We start from the raw sequence: 17,492 nt of genomic DNA on the forward strand, positions 1-17,492 counted from the left end.
AATTAACATATGATAAAGTGTAGTAAAAGTTTGGATTCTACAATCTAAAGTTTGGAGATTTTTATGGCAGAAAACAACGACAATAATTCATTTACTAAGCGTTTCACAAACAGGACTCCTGGCGGTACAGGGGAAGGTTTTTCCAGTAAGTATTCGTCTCAAAATACCAAAGAACGGGCATTAGGGGAAAAAGGAAAAATTTCTGAATTAGCAGGCAAAAAAACCGAATCCAAGGAAGCTTTTTCTGAAAGTGGCGGCATAAAAAGTAAAAGCAGAACTGTCAATGAAAGATCTTTTGCTGATGCAACAAAAAGAAGTAGGTCAGATCTTATATACTTAGTCCGTGGTAAAGATCGTGGAAAATCAGCGTGGCATTATGTATTAGTTGATAAAGAGAAAAGAGAAATGTTTCTAGCAAAAAGCAGAACTGGCTCTATAGATGTTGCAAACTATGGAGAGATTTTGTATTCAGGATGGGGAGAGGATCCACCACAGGCAATAATTGATAAAGTCAATGAAGAGTTTGGGTTGTAGCAAATCTGCATAACAAATGGTAAGCTGCGTTGCATTACGTTTACAAAAACTAGCAGTTACTATATAAGATACAGTGCAACAAAACTGATCTAGTTGTTATGAATAAGTTTTTAGCTATATGGTATCTAAAATAATAAATGCAATACAGAACAATTTATTAGTGTGTTTTCCAACAGAAACAGTGTATGCTCTTGCTTGTAATGCACTAGATAATGAATCTATAGGAAAAATATATCAGATAAAGAAACGCTCTCAAAATAAACCACTGTCTATATTTGTTAGTGATATTTACAATTTGACAAAAATAGCAAAGGTAAAGGAAAGATATATTGATTTAATAAACCACTTTTCTCCTGGACCAATTACCTATATTTTACCACTTAAAAACAACAACATATTGCCAAACGAATTCTTTAAAGATAGTATAGGTATCAGAATTCCTGAGCATCCTATTGCAATTTCAATACTAAACAAACTGAAAGTTCCAATAGTTGCAACTAGTACAAATATTTCAGGAAAAGAAAGTGTATGTAAGGCAAACGGTATACCACAATCCATTAAGCAACATTTATCTGTAGTGATTGAAGATGACGAACTAGTTTCTGGTATAGAATCTACTATTATTGACTTAACCGAAGATAAGATTAAGGTTTTAAGGGAAGGTGCAATTTCATTACAAACAGTAAACAACGCATTTTCAAACTAAAATCTATAGGAGAAAGAATGAAAAAAGTAATAGGCCACAACCAAGCCAAAAAAAAAATAATGAACAACTTATCTGTTCAGTCTTGGCTGATCTGTGGTAAAAAAGGTATAGGAAAAGCAACACTTGCAAAATCCTTCTCCAATTGGTTACTCATAAAAAACTATAATGAAGTAGCATTGGACTTACACATTGTTGAAGGTGATACTATCGGAATAGAAAAAGTCAGAGAAATGAAAAACTTTCTACACTTAAGTCCCATTCAATCAGAACACAAAATAGCTATAATAGATAGCTTAGAGGCAATGACTAATAACGCTAAAAACGCAATATTGAAAATATTAGAAGAGCCGCCAAAAAATTCTAAGATATTTATAATTAGCCATAAGCCATATGATATACAAACCACTATCCGGTGTAGGTGCTTTCAGCTAAATTTACTCCCATTAACTTATGATGAAACAAAGCAAGTTGCTTCATCTCAATGTAAATTTGATAATCAAACGTTTGACGAAATGATTACTTTATTTCCTGAAATGCCAGGAATGATAATAAATACAATAAGTAGTGATGCTTATGAAGCATACAAATGCTTTTATAAATTTCTTCATGATTTAAAGAATCCCAATATGATTAATAAAGTAATTAATAGCGAAATCGAACTAGAACTAGCATCATATATAATTCAGGCCTTCATTTTAGAAAGCATAAAGAGAGAGGTAAATGGTGTTGAAATTCTGCTAAGTCAGTGGAAAAAAATAGATGAACTTTTCGTTGCCGCAAAGCAACTCCACTTAGATAAAAAGCATGTTTTAGCTAATGTAGTTAATATCATGACATAAGTTTACAAAGTATAATACTTTTAACATAAATTCATGATAAAATTCTGTTAATTTAATACTCGAAGTATATAATTTGACTGATAATAAATTAACTGTATGGCAATCAATAGAAGTTTTGACGAAAGCCATATTGAACATGCAGAAAAAATTAAGCTTAATTAAGAATATAGCTTCAGATCAAGACATAACCCTAGAAAAAGGAAAGGAGTTGTTAAGTGGCATTTATGAAGCAAATTTTAAGCTAAACAAGACAATCAATATAGCTACTTTGCCAAAAATTGGCTATCATATGCTAAATGGTGAGCTTGTTGTACGTAATCATATTACGGAAGAGGAAGTAAAGATTCTTGGAGATTTTCATTACCTTAAAGTCGTAAAATCCGATCATGATAATTATAAATTAACGTTTTGTAATTTTTTAGGTAATGAGTTTTTTGAATATAAAAAGTATGATCCACAATATTCTGGTATTTCAGATGAATATAAATTTGTGGATTTTGGTAGTGTAAAAAAGACTCATAATCTAAAATTTAAGGAATACATTGGTCATGCACCTAAATTTTTTGCTGCAGAAGGGCCTATTGAGCCTGGATCCCAAAACCATGTAATTGATCTATTTGAGCTAGTCAAAAGTGGTAAAGGTAGAAAAGTGGGAACCTTTGCTGATGAATTTGGTTATTTTGATGATCAAAATAAATTACATTATTATAATTATCACAAAAGTGTAGAAAGTAATACTTATGATCCTGAAAATTTCAGTGTAAAAATGATAAATATAGATGTGAGCAAAATCGATAAATTCTACCTCATTGCAGAACAAGGTGATATAATCATTCATCCTATTTGGGAAAATTTAGACATATTTTAAAGTTTTTTTTAGAGTATCTAAGCTTATTGTTATTATAATGATCCGATTAGGTCTGGTAGTATTGTGTTATGGAAGATAAATTGCTTGAATCAGTAAAAAACAAAAGTTATTTCAGTAAAGCAGTCGAATGGTACTGCCATAGGTATCTGTTTTGTGTAGCAGAAAGATCTTGGATGGCATTAATAGTATCGCTTCTCCTAGTATGCTTATGTTTATTAACATTAAACATATACCTGTTATTTCCTATTAAAAAAGATTTAAATTTTGTGAAGTATATGAATCACACAGAAGATGAGTTCTCTGCAATGCATAAGCTTAGTTTCAGTAAAAAGGAAGATGAATACACTTCCACAGCGAGGTACTTAATAAGTAAATACATTGAAATATACGAGTCCATTAAGATCGTTGAACCGAAGTACCAAGAAAATTTTATAAGAAACAATTCTATACATAAAATCTATCAAGGCTTTCAGGAAAAAACGAATAATGAAGCTGGTAATTTGTCTTTATCTAAAAGAAAAATCGCCAACATAAATGTAATAACATTATCTATTGATCGATCGACCAAGGACTTAGTTACATTTGCTGGAAATGCTACTGTAGTTTTTACAACCGAGCAAAATAAGGAGGATACTGTGGAGATTAGCTTCACTTTGTCGAATATAAAAGCAACTCTGGCTGGTATAATACCATTTAAATTTATTGTTAATGGTTATAAATACAGATTTTAAAATATTACTTGGTAGCTAAAAAAAATAACCAAAGTGCACATAGCAGTAATAACTGGAGGTAAAACTAGAAGAATTGGTGTTTTTTTAATAAAGTAATTCTGAGAAGGTTTTAAGAAAAAGGCGTTGTAAATTATCGGTAAAAAGTACAGAGCGTTGAGTATAGTACTAACAATTAACACTAGAGTTACAAACACAGAAAGTATTACATTGCCAGAGTTGAAAACAGCTTGAAAAATGAGAAATTTACCCCAAAAAGTCGGAGCAGGCGGCACCCCTATCATAGACAATGCACCTATAGCAAATGCTGTCATGCTAATTGGCATACTGCGTCCTATACCGTAAATCTTATCTATATATTTCTCACCTGCTCTCGTTATTATTGCTCCGGCAACGAAAAACAAAGTGATTTTTGCAAATGCGTGGCAAACTAATTGAAAAATTGCAACCCTCATGCTGAGATCACTAAAAATTGAAGCGAATAATATAATATACGACAATTGAGAGATGGTAGAGTAAGCAAGCAATTTCTTTAATTCTTTTTGCTTTAGTGCAATCAATGATGCAGTAATAATAGTAAATCCAGCAGCGTACGGAAGCCACCCTCCAGCAAACCAATTTTGCTGCACAAAACGTTGCATATTATCGACGCCGAAAGTGTATAATATAACTTTTATGATGATGAAAACTCCGGATTTCACAACAGCAACAGCGTGCAGTAGTGCACTCACAGGAGTTGGTGCAACCATTGCTTTTGGTAACCAAAAATGCATTGGCATTAATGCAGCTTTTCCTATTCCGTAAATCAGCATAGCAAAACACACTGCAATGAAAGTGATGAGTGAAGTATCAAATTTGAATATTCCACCGCTTACAAAGTCTAAAGTATGAAATTCATGATATAAAAGGCCTATTGCAGGAAAAAATAATACCAAAGAAGAGAAAAATAGCACGCCAAAGTAATAGCGTCCTGCAATCATTGATTCATTTGTTGAGTTGTAAGTAACCAGAGGGTATGTACTAATAGTTAGAAGCTCATAAAAGACAAATGTAGTGAGCAAGTCTCCAGAAAAAGCAATAAACATTGCACAGCCAATCGATATTGAAAAAAAGCATAGAAAACTTGAGTGATTGCTATCAGCATAGTTATTCTGCATATAACATATTGCATATATACTGGTCAGCACCCATAAAAACGATATTAATAAACTGAATATTACTCCGGTAGACTCTAGCTTTAAACTAATGTGCAAATTATTACCAAAATCCATGAGAATAAATTGAGAATGATCACCATATACCCAATATAAAGTGCACAGACACGTATACGTAAACAGAAGTACAGAAGAAGTGACAGTAATACTATTGTTCACTCCGGGCCATTTACCAGTAAAAAAAATAACTAACGCACTTAAAAGTGGAATCAACGCAGTAATTAATAAATAATTCTCAGTAATTGAAAATGGTAAGGAAAGAGACGTTAAAACACAGTCCATTAAATAATTCATCTTTTTGTTTAGGTAAAGCTAGAATTATACTAAAATCATAGAAAAACCGCTATGTTTTTTTGGCAAACTAGTCGTTTGTGTATGCTATAGCTATACTGCGATTCATTCCACAACTGTACGAACATTTGTTTTTGTTAAACACAACAAAGATGTCATCCCAGTGCCCTGACTACTTGGATCCAGGAAAGTTTGCTTGTGAGCAAGCAAACTAGCATAGAAAAACGTTTTCGATGAGATTGCAGAAAACCAGTGTCTGGGCACTGGGATGACAAAGGAGGACAGTGTCAAGCACTGACCATTTGCTGTGCAGTTTACCTTTAAAAATGAATGTTCATACAGTAAGCCATAAGATGACAAAAGAGTAAACTTTATCTGTGTGAGCTATAGACGCAAATTACAACAAATGCAGTAGCGTAATCTCCATCGTCACTTAAAGAAAGATGAATTTTGGAGATAAAATCCTTGCTAACGGTAAGATATGGCTTGCCTCTTACATCATTGTATATTTCTATATCTTTCATTGTAATACCCTGACCACTACCTCGTGCTTTAACAAAAGCTTCTTTTGCTGCAAAGCGTTTAGCAAAATACCTTGCTCGCATTTCTTGACTATTATACTTTCTACTTAGCTCTATTTCCTTTTCAGTGTAGATTCTATTGAGAAATTTTTCCCCGTATTTTTGTAATATTCTCAATATTCTTGGTATATATACTATGTCAGTGCCGATACCGTGTATCATTTTGCGCTAAAGTGATTTATTGCTTCCTCAATCTGCATTTCCTTTACCTCTCCAGTTGCTCTATTTTTTACTTCAACTATATTTTCACTTACTGCTTTCTTTCCGACAATTATTTGCCACGGCAAGCCTATCAGATCCATTCTAGAAAATTTTACTCCTACACTCCCTTCCGTATCATCGTAAAGCACTTCATCGCTCTTCAAAGCTTTGTATATTTTATCTGCAGCCTCCGTTACTTTCGTTTGTAAATTGATTAAACCAATTCTGAAAGGAGCTACCTCCTCCGGCCAGATAATTCCCTTATCATCATGAAAAGCTTCTATTATCGCACCAACAAGTCTTGAAACCCCAATGCCATACGAACCCATATGTATATTGACATTTTTTCCATCTTGAGAAGTAACACTTGCCTTCATAGGCTTTGAATATTTGTCGCCAAAATAAAAAATATGCCCTATTTCAATACCTTTACTAACATTTAACTGCTCTTGTGATATAGGGCAAGTCTCAGGATCATGCATATCATCTGCAACTGCGTATATACTCTTTAAACTTTCAATATCTTCACTCTCTAGTAGTTCAGAAAATTTATTGTCATAATATAAAGTGCTCTCACCAGTATTTGCCAATATATGAAACTCGTGGCTCAAATTTCCTCCAATTGGCCCCGTATCAGCTCGAACTCCAATTGGAGTAAATCCCATGCGTTTGAAGATTTTTATGTAAGTTTTGTACATCAAATTATATGAATTCAGTGCACCTTCGTAATCTACATCAAAACTGTATGCATCCTTCATCAAAAATTCCCTGCCCCTCATAACACCATAACGTGGTCTTACCTCATCACGGAATTTCCATTGAATTTGGTATAAACAAAGTGGCAAATCTTTGTAACTTTTTACCACATCTCTAATTAAATTAGTTGCTATCTCCTCATGCGTTGGACCAAAAAGCATATCTTCCTCATGCCTATCCTTTATGCGTAGCATTTCCTTACCGTAATCATCGTAACGCCCTGATTCTCGCCAAAGACTTGCTGGTTGCACACAAGGCATTAATGCTTCAATAGCACCGGATTTGTTCATTTCATCTCTGATAATATCTTCAATATTCTTAAGCACTAAGAGACCAAGTGGTAACCACGTATAGATGCCAGATGCTATCTGCTTTATTAAACCTGCACGCAAAGAATATTGATGGGAGATAATTTTAGCATGGGCAGGCTTTTCCTTTAGAGTTGGCAGGTAATATTTGGATAAGCGCATATAATAGATCTGATTGTATTAAGTAACCTTAATACAATCAGACCTGTAGGTAAACTTATTTTGAAAAGGAAGGGAAGTGCATGGCTGACCATTTCATAGTTATCATAGTCCTTGTACAACATTTTCCTTTTGGCATCGCAACGCTTTTCCACCAAACTGTGCTATGCGATCCTCAACAGAAAGAGGAGGTGAATCTTGCACCTCATTATCCACTGAGTCAACATTATTTACTTGTGGTGAATCAACACACGAACTTGGCGGTACCGGTGACTCCTCTTCACTATCTGAGAATTGCATGACTGCTGCTCTCTCCTTAAGTCTCTTTGTCCAATCTGAATCATTATCATCCGACTTCTTTCTCTCTGCTTGCTCCCTATCTATTCTTGCAGCAAACTCTTCTGGTGTTTCTTTTTTGTCAGTGCCCCCACTATTTTCTAATTTTGCTTTCAATTCATTTGTAAAATTTTGTTGCTGCCCACTCTTTTTAACGTAGTACCTCCTCTTATCTGTTCAAACAGAGTAGAATGATTATTATTCTCAGGTTCACCAGCCTTCTTCGGTGCATCATTCTTAGGTTGCTCCGTACGCTTGGAAGCTGTAAAAAAATGCGGAGGCGGGGGTGGTAGTGCAGCATCTTGTGGCAATGGAGGAGGTGGCGGCGGTAGACTTGGATTTGGTTGTGTTCCAAACGTTACTGGAGGTGATTGAGGAGTAGGTACATTTGATTTATTCTCCAGATTAGTACAATTTTTACACACAAATTTTTGTGGTTCTTGAGATGGAGTATGGCCGAATTTCTGTCCATTAAGACCTACTTCTTTCTTATTATCATCTCTAGAAATAGCCAGTTTAACAAGATATGTCACTGAAATAAGTGCAACAACCGTAGGAACAGCAAAAATTGCTAAAGGAACTGCTGCAATAGGACCAGAACCAGAAACTGCTATAATAACATAAGGAAGATATTGACCAGATATGAAACTAAATATAGATAATAATGAAACAGCAATTAAAGGTTTCCATATAGTCTGCTTAGTTTTAGTAAGCTCCTGACTATCTTTTAGCAATGAAGAATTATTGAATATCATCATTTCTTTGCCTCACTTGTTAACGATAATTTAATAATAACCCAATTAATAATTTCTGTCAATAATTAATTATGAAAAACAAAGTTGCAATTTGAATAGATAAGCTATAAGTAATATACGACCAGCAATAGCCATACAATAGACTTCTTGTATAACCCACACTAAGTAGAAAAAAGGTGTCATCCAAGTAGCTGACACTGCTCTCCTTTGTCATTCCAGTGCTTGACACTGGAATGACACCGAAGGGGCTACTGCCGTCTTGGATGGAAACCAGTGTCAGAACTAGTTAACCATGGGGCTTCTTTTGCCTTTTTTTCCATTTGGTAAATTTCTTAAATATTTATGGCTAACATGAAGCTAAGTACGAACTTTGTTAAACATAACAAATGGTGCCATTCCAGTGCTCCTTTTTTTGTCATCCCAGTGCTTGACACTGGGATCCAGTTTTCCATATAATCTCATCGAAAATGTTGTAACCACTTTCTGTGCTAGTTTGCTTGCTTACAAGCAAACTTTCCTGGATCCCAGTGTCTGGGCACTGGGATGACATCATAGGGACACTGGGATTACACCCTGACAATCGTCATCCAGCTACTTGTTAGCGGCTAAGAGATACCGCGAATGAATCGCGGTATGACGGTTCGTGGCGGCATGACGATAACCTCGTCTCACTGCCATTAAGTTAAGGAAAAAAGATAGATTTTATGGGATAATGATGTATACCAATAAGTTTAAAGGTAGTATGAGTAAAAAAGGCAGTAATAAAATTTATTCAAAATGAATTGGCAAGTCTAGAATTTATAGAATCCCATAAATCATCTTCAAAAGATTTTATGAGAAAGAGGAAGTTATCTTTTATTGACATATTTATCTTAATTTTAAGAAAAAGTGTAAAGTCGCTGCAAGTAATACTAAACGAATTTATTTTATATAGGAAAAAAGACTATACCGTTACTGCTAGTGCTTTTAGTCAAGCAAGAAAAAAAATGAAACACAGTGCATTTTCAGAAATTAACGAAGGTGTGGTTTCCTTGTACTACCAAGACCAAAAATTTAAAACTTGTTTTGGCTTTAGAGTGTTAGCTCTTGATGCCTCCAAAATCATTTTACCAACAAGCGTTGAAATAAAAAATGAATTTGGCTCAAGAAAAATACGTAACCAAAAACCAAAAGATTTAGGTGATTATGCAAGTGCAACCTTTGCGGTTTGTTAAGATGTGCTAAATAATGTTGCCATAAGGTCAGTGTTAGATAGAGGTAACACTCATGAAATTAACTTAGCAGATGGAATGCTTAAAGTTGTAAATACTAATGACTTACTGATTTGTATATTTATCTTATAAATTTCTTTCTAGCCTTACAAAAAGAAAAATTGCTTATGTCATTCGATGTCCCAGATCATCTTTTAATGAAGTGAATGCTATGTTTGAAGAAAAAAGCCCATCTAGTGTTGAGGTTACCATATGTGCTCAGCGTAAGATAAAACAAGAAAATAGTGGAATAACGCTTCAAAGTGGTACTGCCATCTGGTGAAATTGAAGTGTTAGCTACATCATTAATGGATGAACAAAAGTTTCAAACTGGAGGATTTAAGGAGTTATATTTTTTACGCTGGGGAGTTGAGACATTTTTTGCAAAACTCAAAGGAAGACTAAGTCTAGAAAATTTTACAGGAAAAAGTGTTGAGTCTGTTAAACAGGATTTTTGGTCAGCTATCTTTATTAGCAACCTAGAAAGTGTTATGACAGAAGATGTAGAAGAAGCGTTGAATATGGACTTAACCGATGATAAGCTTAAGAGGAGCATTAACAAATCTGTCTCATTTAACGCGATCAAAAACTTGGCTTTCGACATTTTTGCTACGGAATCAGATACTGACTGCATTATGGATCAATTATCAAAGCTATTTTTGATGAACACTTTGGCGGTAAGAAAGGGAAGGAAAGTTGATCGTCATAAGGTACCTTATCTTCGTTCGTTCAATTACCAAAAAAGGGTTAGAAAACACATATTTTGACTAGAGGTAGTATTCATATCTTCTGATAATAACTGGGTAGCTTATTGCCATAGCTCCTGTAAAATGACTTCTAAACAAACTATTTCTTAAGTAATTTACACTTCAGAGTTTATCTGCTTTAAAGTTTACTCTATTCTGTTTCAGTATTTGTCATAAATCCTTAATTATTTCTGACTTTTTAGTTCAGTTTTTAACCATTCTTTCCTTAACTTAATGGCAGTGAACCTCGTCATCCCGCTACTTGTTAGCGGGATCTCTTGTTAGCGGCTGAGATACCGCGAATGAATCGCGGTATGACGGTTCGCGGCGGTATGGACGTAGGAAAACCTTTCTTGGGTTAGCTATAGAGACTCTCATCTTTGGCGAGCTTCAAGGTAATTGGTTGCTATTTGCGAAAATATTCGCATAATTTAAGTAACATTACTTAATAAAAATTAACTATGGAGCTTAATAAGATTGCAGCATCGATTTTACTTTCTGGGCTAATCATTATGATAGTTAGTAGTGTAGTTGATATGCTTTACAGTCCAGAAGAATATAAGATTGAACACCAAACGATAGTAGCTGCTGGCAGCAATGAGTTCCAGCAAAAAATCGAGCAAGTGGCGCTTGATATTGGAGCGCTCATGCAGAATGCTAGCTTTGAGAAAGGTAAATCAGCAGCAAAAAAATGTATAGCCTGCCATAGTTTTGAGAAAGGTGGAATGAATAAAGTAGGACCAAACTTATGGAACATAGTTGGAAATAAAAAGGCCCATCTTGGTAACTCATTCAATTACTCAAAAGCAGTGCTTGAAAGAGGTGGAAAATGGGGGTATGAGGAGCTATTTGCCTTTTTAAAGAACCCAAAAGCCTATATAAAAGGTACACGTATGGCATTTGCAGGTATTTCCAATCCACAAGAAATTGCAGATCTAGTTAGTTATTTGCATCAATTGAGTGATAGCCCGGTTGCTTTGCCAAAGTAGTATGGATTATTGTAAATTGTTTGATGGAAATAATGGTCACATAGCATATCGAAAGCTACAAGGAAAGAAAGCTTCTGTAGTTTTTTTCGGTGGATTTGCATCCAATATGGATGGAACTAAAGCAACTGCTATTTACAAATTTTGCCAAGAAAATGACGTAGCACTTGTGCTATTTGATTATTTTGGTCACGGTCATTCAAGTGGTAATTTTATTGATTACACGATAAGTGATTGGCAAAAAAATTGTGCTAAAGTAATGAGTGAATTAACTAGCGATAAACAAATAATTATAGGTTCAAGTATGGGAGGATGGCTGATGTTGCTCACTGCCCTTCAATTTCCAGAAAAAATTGCAGCACTAATTGGTATATCGTCTGCTCCCGATTTTACTGAAGATTTGATATTCAAGCAATTGTCAGGCAAGCAAAAAGAAGAACTAGATTCTAAAGGTGTAATAGATTTTACTTCAGAGCATTGTACATACAAAATAACTAAAAATTTGATCGCAGATGGCAGAAAGAACCTTCTTTTAAACAAAAAGACAATAGATATAAACTGTCCTGTGCGCTTGCTGCATAGCATTAATGATAAAGATGTTCCTTATCAAACTTCATTGAATTTAGCTGAAAAAATTAAGTCAACCGATGTTGAAGTACACTTAATAAAATCAGCAGAGCACAATATGTCTGACAATCATTCACTGGAAGTTTTATTTAAGACCATTAGAGAATTTTGTAACCAGACTGCATTCTGTGATTTTTAGCAAAACACGATTTTTCATTTGAGCTTTCTTCAACTTAAAATAAATACAGAAAATTGCCGCCTATAGCTAAACTGACTTAGATTTACCGACAATTTGAAAAACCGTCATCCCGCTACGTGTTAGCGGCTGAGATACCGCGGCGGTATGACGGTTCGCACCATCACACTTTGGAACCTTACAGATATTGAGCAAATCCAATAATATCCTTGATTTCTTTTATATTATGGGTTGCAATTTCTGCTGCTTTCTTTGTGCCTTTTTTTAATATTTCATGTAAATGGAATTGGTCTTTTAAAAGATCATTCATTTTCTCACGTATGGGTGATATAACACTGATAATTAAATCAGCTAACTCTTTTTTGAAGTGCTTCATGTCATGTTTGTTCACTTCTTCACATACTTTTTTCACATTTACATTACTAAGCACTGAATAAATGTTTATCAAATTGCTTATTTCTGGTCGGCACTCTAAAGTAGCAAAGCCTAGAATTGAATCTGTTTTTGCTTTTTCTATTTTTTTGACAATTAAGTCATCCGTATCATCAAGGTTAATGCACGAATGTTCTGAAGGATCAGATTTACTCATCTTGCTTGTACCATCTCTTAAGCTCATTATCCTTGATGTGCAATCCAAAGTTAAGATTTCAGGTACGATGAAATGATCCAGCTTATAATGATTGTTAAAAGCTGATGCAATATCACGTGCAAGCTCCAAATGCTGTTTTTGATCATCACCAACAGGAACGTATTTAGTTTGATACAACAATATATCTGCAGCCATAAGTACTGGATAACTATATAATCCAAGAGAGGCTTTTTGTTTATCGCTGCCAGCTTTATCTTTAAATTGAGTCATGCGATTAAGCCAACCAATTGGTGTATAGCACCCAAGCAGCCAGCCCAGTTCTGCATGACCATTAACTGTGGACTGATTAAAAATAATGGACTTTTCTGGATCTATTCCACATGCAATATAAGCTGCTGCTGTTTTGAAAATATTACTTTTTAATTCACTTGCGGGAAGCTTATTTGCTGTGATTGCATGTAGGTCGACAATACAAAAAAGAGATTTGTATTTATCCTGTAAGTCTATCCACTGTTTGATTGCACCAAGATAATTACCTAAATGTAGTACGCCACTTGGCTGGATACCTGAAAAGACAATACTTGTCATTATACATTTACCTCACGCTAATCGTTTCCACAATCAGCAGATTTCTTAGAAAGAATAACCATTGCAGGGCGGAGCAACCTATTTTTGATAGTATAACCAGTTTGTAGTACCTCTACAATGGTGCCAGGCTCTTTTTCATTGTCTTCTCTTTCCACAACAGCTTGGTGTAAATTACTATCAAAAAGCTCACCAAGTGGGTCTACTTCCTCTATTCCATGTTTTTTTAGATCATTTATAATTTTTTGATAAGCTACTTTAATCCCCTCATGAACAGGATCACCGTCTTTCAAAATTTCCATTACTCTTTTTAAATTGTCGCACGAGTCGATCATATCACGTGCAAGTTTTGTGACTGCGTAGTCACTTGCATCGCTAATTTGCTTTTGCATTATACGTTTGACGTTTTCATTATCTGCAACAGCACGGCGTAAATGATCTTCAAGCTGAACTGCACGTTCTTTTAATGTATTGAGATCTTCATTTAAATCATCAGTTTGCTTATGGTTATCACTTTGTTGGTCGTCACCTTTCTGCCTACTTACCATATCAGCAAACTTCTTCTTTTTCTCCTTACTGCTATCTGACATATCATTACCCTTAAGAATCTAATAAATATATAACAATTAATCTGAAAATATCAAGCGCCAGCTACATTCGTCTTTCTATGCTTGCATTTAAAAAGTTAATTAAAGTAGTTTTATAAAAAGAATCAGAAAAAGTACTAATATCATTTTGTGCCATATTAATGTAGTGTCTAGCTTTTTCCATAGAAAGCTGAATGGCATTATGGTGATTAATATAGTGTAATGCTTGGTCAAAATTGTGTCTAGCTGAAGAAAAGCATTTTTCCCAGAATTTTTGCTCTGCTGGACTGCCCTTTTCGTATGCTATAATAGCAGGTAAGGTGACTTTACCTTCGAAAAAGTCTTTTCCGACTTGCTTTCCAGAAGTGCCTTGATTAGCAGTATAATCGAGCATATCATCAACTATTTGAAATGCCATACCAAAATTAAAACCAAAATTCTTTAGCCTCTCTGTTTCGTCATTTGTTGCACCAGATACTGTTGATGCAGCTTCACAGCATGCAGAAAATAAAGATGCTGTCTTTTCTCCAATGATATCAAAATAATTTTCCCTGACTGTGTGGGGGTCAAAGCGTGCTGTCATCTGCTTTATTTCACCCTTCACAAGTAAATGCGATGCTTTAGATAAAATAGAGAGAATATTTAAATTTCCACACTCTATAAGCCATCTAAATGCTAGAGTCAACAATAGATCACCAACTAAAATGCTTGATTTATTTCCCCAAATCTTATTCGCTGTTTTAACTCCATGGCGTGCCTCACTTTCATCGAGCACATCATCATGAAGTAAAGTAGCATTGTGTATAAACTCTACCGATGCAGCAACGTTGATCCTATTCTCCCCAGAATAGTTTAGCATTTTACATATAATAAAAACTAGTTTAGGCCTTATTTTTTTTCCACCTGACCTAACAAGATGAGATATAATATCAGTAGCAAGCTTAGCATCTTCATCATTGACATTTTTGAAGACAAAGTCATTCATAGCTGACAAATCAGAAGATACAATATCGTCTAATTTATCGCTGTTTGTTAAATCAGTATTTAGCATTTTAAGAGACTTATGCCTCTTGCCCTTGTGCTTTCTCGTTCTCTACTTTCTTCTTTTCTGTTTTCTTTGGTTCTGTTTCTAAAGTTACTATGCCTTTTTTGATAAACCACAGTACTCTTTCAGTTGCCTGCGCGCCTACACTTAGCCAATGTTTTAATCTATCAGCTTTCACCACAACACGATTTTTATTGTCTTTTGGTAACATTGGATCATATTGTCCTATTTTCTCAATAAAACGCCCATCTCTTGGTGCTCGTGAATCAGCTACAACTATCCTATAAAAAGGGCGTTTCTTTGCGCCAAACCTCGCCAACCTTATTTTAACTGCCATGTTAACCTTTATTCATATATTAGCCACAATTTTATACAATGAGCCGTTTTAAGTCAAATGAATTATACAGCTTTTGCACCTTATAATATAATTACCAATAATGTAGGGCAGTGCCGGGCGCACAGCTATACGAACATTCATTTTTGAAGGTAAATTGCACAGCAAATGGTGTCATTCCAGTGCTTGACACTGGAATCCAGCCTTTTTTTAATCATTAAAACGTTGTATTTTAACATAAAACGGCTACTTTTATGCTTACCAACTTAATAAAATTCCTGGATCCCAGTGTCTGGGCACTGGGATGACATCCTTTCTAGTGAAGATTGCTCTCAAATCGCAATGTTCGTACAGTTGTGTGTCTGGGCACTGGATGCGTTTGAAGCAGCTTATAAGATTTTTGATTATATATCATCAAGTATAGCGTGATTAACTTCGACTTTATACTTTGATTCCAGATAGCTAATTAATTGCTCTTTTAGCGATATCATCACACGTTTTCCGGTGTCAAGCGTGTTTAATTTGCCATTTGATGAATGCATTTCTTTTAGAACACCTATTATAATTTCATTATTGTATTGAATAGGATCTGTCACTGAACCAGTTGTTTTCATATTGAAAATCTCTTCTACAAAAGAAAAGGGGTAGTTTTGTTGATCCACTTTATTGCGGTGCATCTGCTGACCTTTAACTAATTCCACACCTTGAATTTCTTCCAAATCTGTTTTTTCTCTTAGTTGAACTGCAACCTCTTGCCCGAATTTAAACATTCTTTCTTTTATAAACTCACTACGCCAAAGCTCTACCGCTAATGCCTTGCCTTCTTCAAAACTTTGCAATTTGGGTGGAAAGATATCGACGATTTTTACACTAACAACGGCGTCCCCAACGCCCTTAAAATAACCTTTCTGATCCTTTTCTCGCGAAAAAATGAAAGAAATCAAATCACCAGAATCTCCTACGTTATTACCGCTTTGATCTTTTCCACTCGCATCTACTGGACCAATAGTTTGTATAGGTAAATTATATTCACTCAATATTTCTTCAATTTCTGAACCATTGTATATCTTATAGTTCACTTGGTTTATGAAATCATTGACTCTTTCAAAAGACTTTTGGTTAGTTAGAACTGACTTTATGTCTTTTTTTAAATCAACTAAGTCTTCATCAGAGATTTGATGCGCACTTTCCACTTTTACTATGTGCCAACCAAAACTGCTTGCTAAAACTTCACTTACTTCACCTACTTTAAGAGCAAATACCTTCTCTCTCACGTCTTCTGGTAAAAAATCCTTAGTTATATTATTTACTCTAGTTTCCTCAAGTTTTGCTTTGCCAAACTCTTCTACTATCTGTTCAAAGCTTGTTTTACCCTCCTCAAATGCTCTTCTTGCTGTCTCAGCTTCTTCTTTGGTAGAAAATATTGCATTGAATATATCTCTTTGATTTTTAAGTTCTTGTTGTTCTATTATACCATCAACTTCTTCATCTGAGATCTTGATTTGATCTTCAAAATACTTTTGGCCTAGGGAAATATATTGCGCAGTTCGATACTCAGGATAATAAAAATGGGATTTATTTCTTTCGTACAAATCAAGTAAGGCTTGATCATCTGGTTCAGGAATGTTTGTAACTGCATCTTCAGTTATTTTAACAATATCAACTACTCTAGTTTGGTAGCGACTTTTGTATATCTGCTCATCAATTTTCTCGCCAAAAGTTACTGGATAATTATCTTTAAATAATGAAGTCATGAACATCATTGCAGGCAGGACTTTCTCTAGCTTTGCTATATACTCTTTCTCTGTCATATGCAGGTCATTTAGCGTTTCATAGAATTTATTTTTGTCAAATTCACCTTTATCATTTTGAAAGTATTTGGTGTTTTTAATATGGTTTTTTATAGATTCTTCTCCAACTGTCAACCCCAGCTCACTAGTTAGGTTAAACAATAGTTTTTGCTCTATAAGTGCGTTAAGCAAATCATATTTCAGCTTTTTTACTTGTTCTCTACTCGCATCAGATCCAGAAATTTGTTTTCCATAATTTTGATATAGCGACTTATACTCATCTGACGTTATAACTTCTTTTCCAACCCTAGCTACCTCTTCTTTTTCATCATCACCTGATAAAAGGTTGCCAATTCCCATGAAGATTAACAAGCAAGCTAAAAGGACAACGGTTACTTTAGTGAAAAAATTTTTAACATTCATTTTAAACCCAGTTAATTAATGATTAATTATAGAATAGTGATAATTTAATGCTTGTAAACCTGTTGCTTTATTAGCTAATATATATAATATTACAATATATTAACTTAAAATTTAACTC

19 protein-coding genes and 2 pseudogenes are annotated in these 17,492 nt (G+C 34.5%); 9 read left to right on the forward strand and 12 right to left on the reverse strand.

Annotated elements, in window-relative coordinates; translation table 11 throughout:
* Positions 1 to 63: 63 nt before the first annotated feature.
* The 5 genes from J4T77_RS04110 (at position 64) to J4T77_RS04130 (ending at position 3,678) form a co-directional block, all read left to right on the forward strand.
* Positions 64 to 534 (forward strand): hypothetical protein, encoded by a 471-nt coding sequence (locus J4T77_RS04110; protein ID WP_190321348.1) that lies wholly within the window; start codon positions 64 to 66, stop codon positions 532 to 534.
* A gap of 118 nt (positions 535 to 652) precedes the next feature.
* Positions 653 to 1,240 (forward strand): L-threonylcarbamoyladenylate synthase, encoded by a 588-nt coding sequence (locus J4T77_RS04115; RefSeq protein ID WP_190321349.1) that lies wholly within the window; start codon positions 653 to 655, stop codon positions 1,238 to 1,240.
* 17 nt (positions 1,241 to 1,257) lie between these two features.
* Entirely contained in the window at positions 1,258 to 2,079 is an 822-nt protein-coding gene (locus J4T77_RS04120; protein ID WP_190321350.1) for an AAA family ATPase, read from the forward strand.
* A gap of 73 nt (positions 2,080 to 2,152) precedes the next feature.
* Complete coding sequence (locus J4T77_RS04125; RefSeq protein ID WP_190321351.1) at positions 2,153 to 2,947, forward strand: hypothetical protein; 795 nt, start codon at positions 2,153 to 2,155, stop codon at positions 2,945 to 2,947.
* 68 nt (positions 2,948 to 3,015) lie between these two features.
* The gene (locus J4T77_RS04130) at positions 3,016 to 3,678 is read left to right on the forward strand and encodes a hypothetical protein (RefSeq protein ID WP_010082435.1); all 663 of its coding nucleotides are present in this window, start codon (positions 3,016 to 3,018) and stop codon (positions 3,676 to 3,678) included.
* Here the strand turns inward: J4T77_RS04130 and J4T77_RS04135 are convergent.
* The 7 genes from J4T77_RS04135 to J4T77_RS04165 form a co-directional block, all read right to left on the reverse strand.
* Positions 3,675 to 5,171, reverse strand: a complete 1,497-nt coding sequence (locus J4T77_RS04135) for a proton-conducting transporter transmembrane domain-containing protein (RefSeq protein ID WP_010962853.1) — start codon at positions 5,169 to 5,171, stop codon at positions 3,675 to 3,677. The genes J4T77_RS04130 and J4T77_RS04135 overlap by 4 nt on opposite strands.
* Positions 5,172 to 5,285: 114 nt before the next feature.
* Positions 5,286 to 5,471, reverse strand: a complete 186-nt coding sequence (locus J4T77_RS04140) for a hypothetical protein (protein WP_187470113.1) — start codon at positions 5,469 to 5,471, stop codon at positions 5,286 to 5,288.
* A gap of 80 nt (positions 5,472 to 5,551) precedes the next feature.
* Entirely contained in the window at positions 5,552 to 5,923 is a 372-nt protein-coding gene (locus tag J4T77_RS04145) for a holo-[acyl-carrier-protein] synthase (protein ID WP_010082456.1), read from the reverse strand.
* Entirely contained in the window at positions 5,920 to 7,188 is a 1,269-nt protein-coding gene (proS, locus tag J4T77_RS04150) for a proline--tRNA ligase (RefSeq protein ID WP_190321352.1), read from the reverse strand. Before proS ends, J4T77_RS04145 begins: the two co-directional genes overlap by 4 nt.
* 102 nt (positions 7,189 to 7,290) lie before the next feature.
* On the reverse strand, positions 7,291 to 7,638 hold the full coding sequence (locus tag J4T77_RS04155; protein WP_095742754.1) for a hypothetical protein: 348 nt from the start codon (positions 7,636 to 7,638) through the stop codon (positions 7,291 to 7,293).
* The gene (locus J4T77_RS04160; protein ID WP_190321353.1) at positions 7,635 to 8,279 is read right to left on the reverse strand and encodes a hypothetical protein; all 645 of its coding nucleotides are present in this window, start codon (positions 8,277 to 8,279) and stop codon (positions 7,635 to 7,637) included. The genes J4T77_RS04155 and J4T77_RS04160 overlap by 4 nt, the downstream gene beginning before the upstream one ends.
* Before the next feature lie 412 nt (positions 8,280 to 8,691).
* Positions 8,692 to 8,856 (reverse strand): hypothetical protein, encoded by a 165-nt coding sequence (locus tag J4T77_RS04165; RefSeq protein ID WP_162829040.1) that lies wholly within the window; start codon positions 8,854 to 8,856, stop codon positions 8,692 to 8,694.
* Between the two features lie 181 nt (positions 8,857 to 9,037).
* Here J4T77_RS04165 and J4T77_RS07400 point away from each other — a divergent pair.
* The 4 genes and pseudogenes from J4T77_RS07400 to J4T77_RS04180 form a co-directional block, all read left to right on the forward strand.
* Positions 9,038 to 9,735, forward strand: a pseudogene (locus J4T77_RS07400) (transposase); the annotation flags it as partial.
* A 51-nt stretch (positions 9,736 to 9,786) separates the two neighbouring features.
* Positions 9,787 to 10,293: pseudogene (locus tag J4T77_RS07405) on the forward strand (transposase); the annotation flags it as partial.
* A 440-nt stretch (positions 10,294 to 10,733) separates the two neighbouring features.
* The gene (locus J4T77_RS04175) at positions 10,734 to 11,261 is read left to right on the forward strand and encodes a c-type cytochrome (protein WP_190321354.1); all 528 of its coding nucleotides are present in this window, start codon (positions 10,734 to 10,736) and stop codon (positions 11,259 to 11,261) included.
* Between the two features lies 1 nt (position 11,262).
* Positions 11,263 to 12,024: an alpha/beta hydrolase gene (locus J4T77_RS04180; protein WP_010082470.1), complete on the forward strand. Its 762-nt coding sequence runs from the start codon at positions 11,263 to 11,265 to the stop codon at positions 12,022 to 12,024.
* Positions 12,025 to 12,199: 175 nt separating this feature from the next.
* Here the strand turns inward: J4T77_RS04180 and trpS are convergent, their stop codons facing one another.
* The 5 genes from trpS to J4T77_RS04205 all read right to left on the reverse strand — a co-directional run bounded on the left by trpS (position 12,200) and on the right by J4T77_RS04205 (position 17,374).
* The gene (gene trpS, locus J4T77_RS04185) at positions 12,200 to 13,198 is read right to left on the reverse strand and encodes a tryptophan--tRNA ligase (RefSeq protein WP_190321355.1); all 999 of its coding nucleotides are present in this window, start codon (positions 13,196 to 13,198) and stop codon (positions 12,200 to 12,202) included.
* Positions 13,199 to 13,215: 17 nt separating this feature from the next.
* Positions 13,216 to 13,785 carry a nucleotide exchange factor GrpE gene (locus J4T77_RS04190; protein WP_182282656.1) on the reverse strand — a complete coding sequence of 190 codons (570 nt, stop codon included), beginning with the start codon at positions 13,783 to 13,785 and terminating at the stop codon, positions 13,216 to 13,218.
* 61 nt (positions 13,786 to 13,846) lie between these two features.
* Complete coding sequence (locus tag J4T77_RS04195) at positions 13,847 to 14,833, reverse strand: polyprenyl synthetase family protein (protein WP_010962840.1); 987 nt, start codon at positions 14,831 to 14,833, stop codon at positions 13,847 to 13,849.
* 10 nt (positions 14,834 to 14,843) lie between these two features.
* The gene (gene rpsP, locus J4T77_RS04200) at positions 14,844 to 15,164 is read right to left on the reverse strand and encodes a 30S ribosomal protein S16 (protein ID WP_006279266.1); all 321 of its coding nucleotides are present in this window, start codon (positions 15,162 to 15,164) and stop codon (positions 14,844 to 14,846) included.
* A gap of 401 nt (positions 15,165 to 15,565) precedes the next feature.
* Positions 15,566 to 17,374 carry a peptidylprolyl isomerase gene (locus J4T77_RS04205; protein WP_095742751.1) on the reverse strand — a complete coding sequence of 603 codons (1,809 nt, stop codon included), beginning with the start codon at positions 17,372 to 17,374 and terminating at the stop codon, positions 15,566 to 15,568.
* Positions 17,375 to 17,492 lie beyond the last annotated feature (118 nt).

This window comes from Wolbachia endosymbiont of Drosophila innubila, assembly GCF_021378375.1.
Taxonomy (GTDB): domain Bacteria; phylum Pseudomonadota; class Alphaproteobacteria; order Rickettsiales; family Anaplasmataceae; genus Wolbachia; species Wolbachia pipientis.

Excerpts from the sequence above, each read along its gene's own strand:
- J4T77_RS04145 (WP_010082456.1), bottom strand. The coding sequence starts at position 5,923 with ATGATACACGGTATCGGCACTGACATAGTATATATACCAAGAATATTG.
- J4T77_RS04135 (WP_010962853.1), bottom strand. The coding sequence starts at position 5,171 with ATGGACTGTGTTTTAACGTCTCTTTCCTTACCATTTTCAATTACTGAG.
- J4T77_RS04120 (WP_190321350.1), top strand. The coding sequence starts at position 1,258 with ATGAAAAAAGTAATAGGCCACAACCAAGCCAAAAAAAAAATAATGAAC.
- J4T77_RS04160 (WP_190321353.1), bottom strand. The coding sequence starts at position 8,279 with ATGATGATATTCAATAATTCTTCATTGCTAAAAGATAGTCAGGAGCTT.
- J4T77_RS04205 (WP_095742751.1), bottom strand. The coding sequence starts at position 17,374 with ATGAATGTTAAAAATTTTTTCACTAAAGTAACCGTTGTCCTTTTAGCT.
- J4T77_RS04195 (WP_010962840.1), bottom strand. The coding sequence starts at position 14,833 with ATGCTAAATACTGATTTAACAAACAGCGATAAATTAGACGATATTGTA.
- rpsP (WP_006279266.1), bottom strand. The coding sequence starts at position 15,164 with ATGGCAGTTAAAATAAGGTTGGCGAGGTTTGGCGCAAAGAAACGCCCT.
- J4T77_RS04175 (WP_190321354.1), top strand. The coding sequence starts at position 10,734 with ATGGAGCTTAATAAGATTGCAGCATCGATTTTACTTTCTGGGCTAATC.
- J4T77_RS04110 (WP_190321348.1), top strand. The coding sequence starts at position 64 with ATGGCAGAAAACAACGACAATAATTCATTTACTAAGCGTTTCACAAAC.
- proS (WP_190321352.1), bottom strand. The coding sequence starts at position 7,188 with ATGCGCTTATCCAAATATTACCTGCCAACTCTAAAGGAAAAGCCTGCC.
- J4T77_RS04115 (WP_190321349.1), top strand. The coding sequence starts at position 653 with ATGGTATCTAAAATAATAAATGCAATACAGAACAATTTATTAGTGTGT.
- J4T77_RS04190 (WP_182282656.1), bottom strand. The coding sequence starts at position 13,785 with ATGTCAGATAGCAGTAAGGAGAAAAAGAAGAAGTTTGCTGATATGGTA.
- J4T77_RS04130 (WP_010082435.1), top strand. The coding sequence starts at position 3,016 with ATGGAAGATAAATTGCTTGAATCAGTAAAAAACAAAAGTTATTTCAGT.
- J4T77_RS04180 (WP_010082470.1), top strand. The coding sequence starts at position 11,263 with ATGGATTATTGTAAATTGTTTGATGGAAATAATGGTCACATAGCATAT.
- trpS (WP_190321355.1), bottom strand. The coding sequence starts at position 13,198 with ATGACAAGTATTGTCTTTTCAGGTATCCAGCCAAGTGGCGTACTACAT.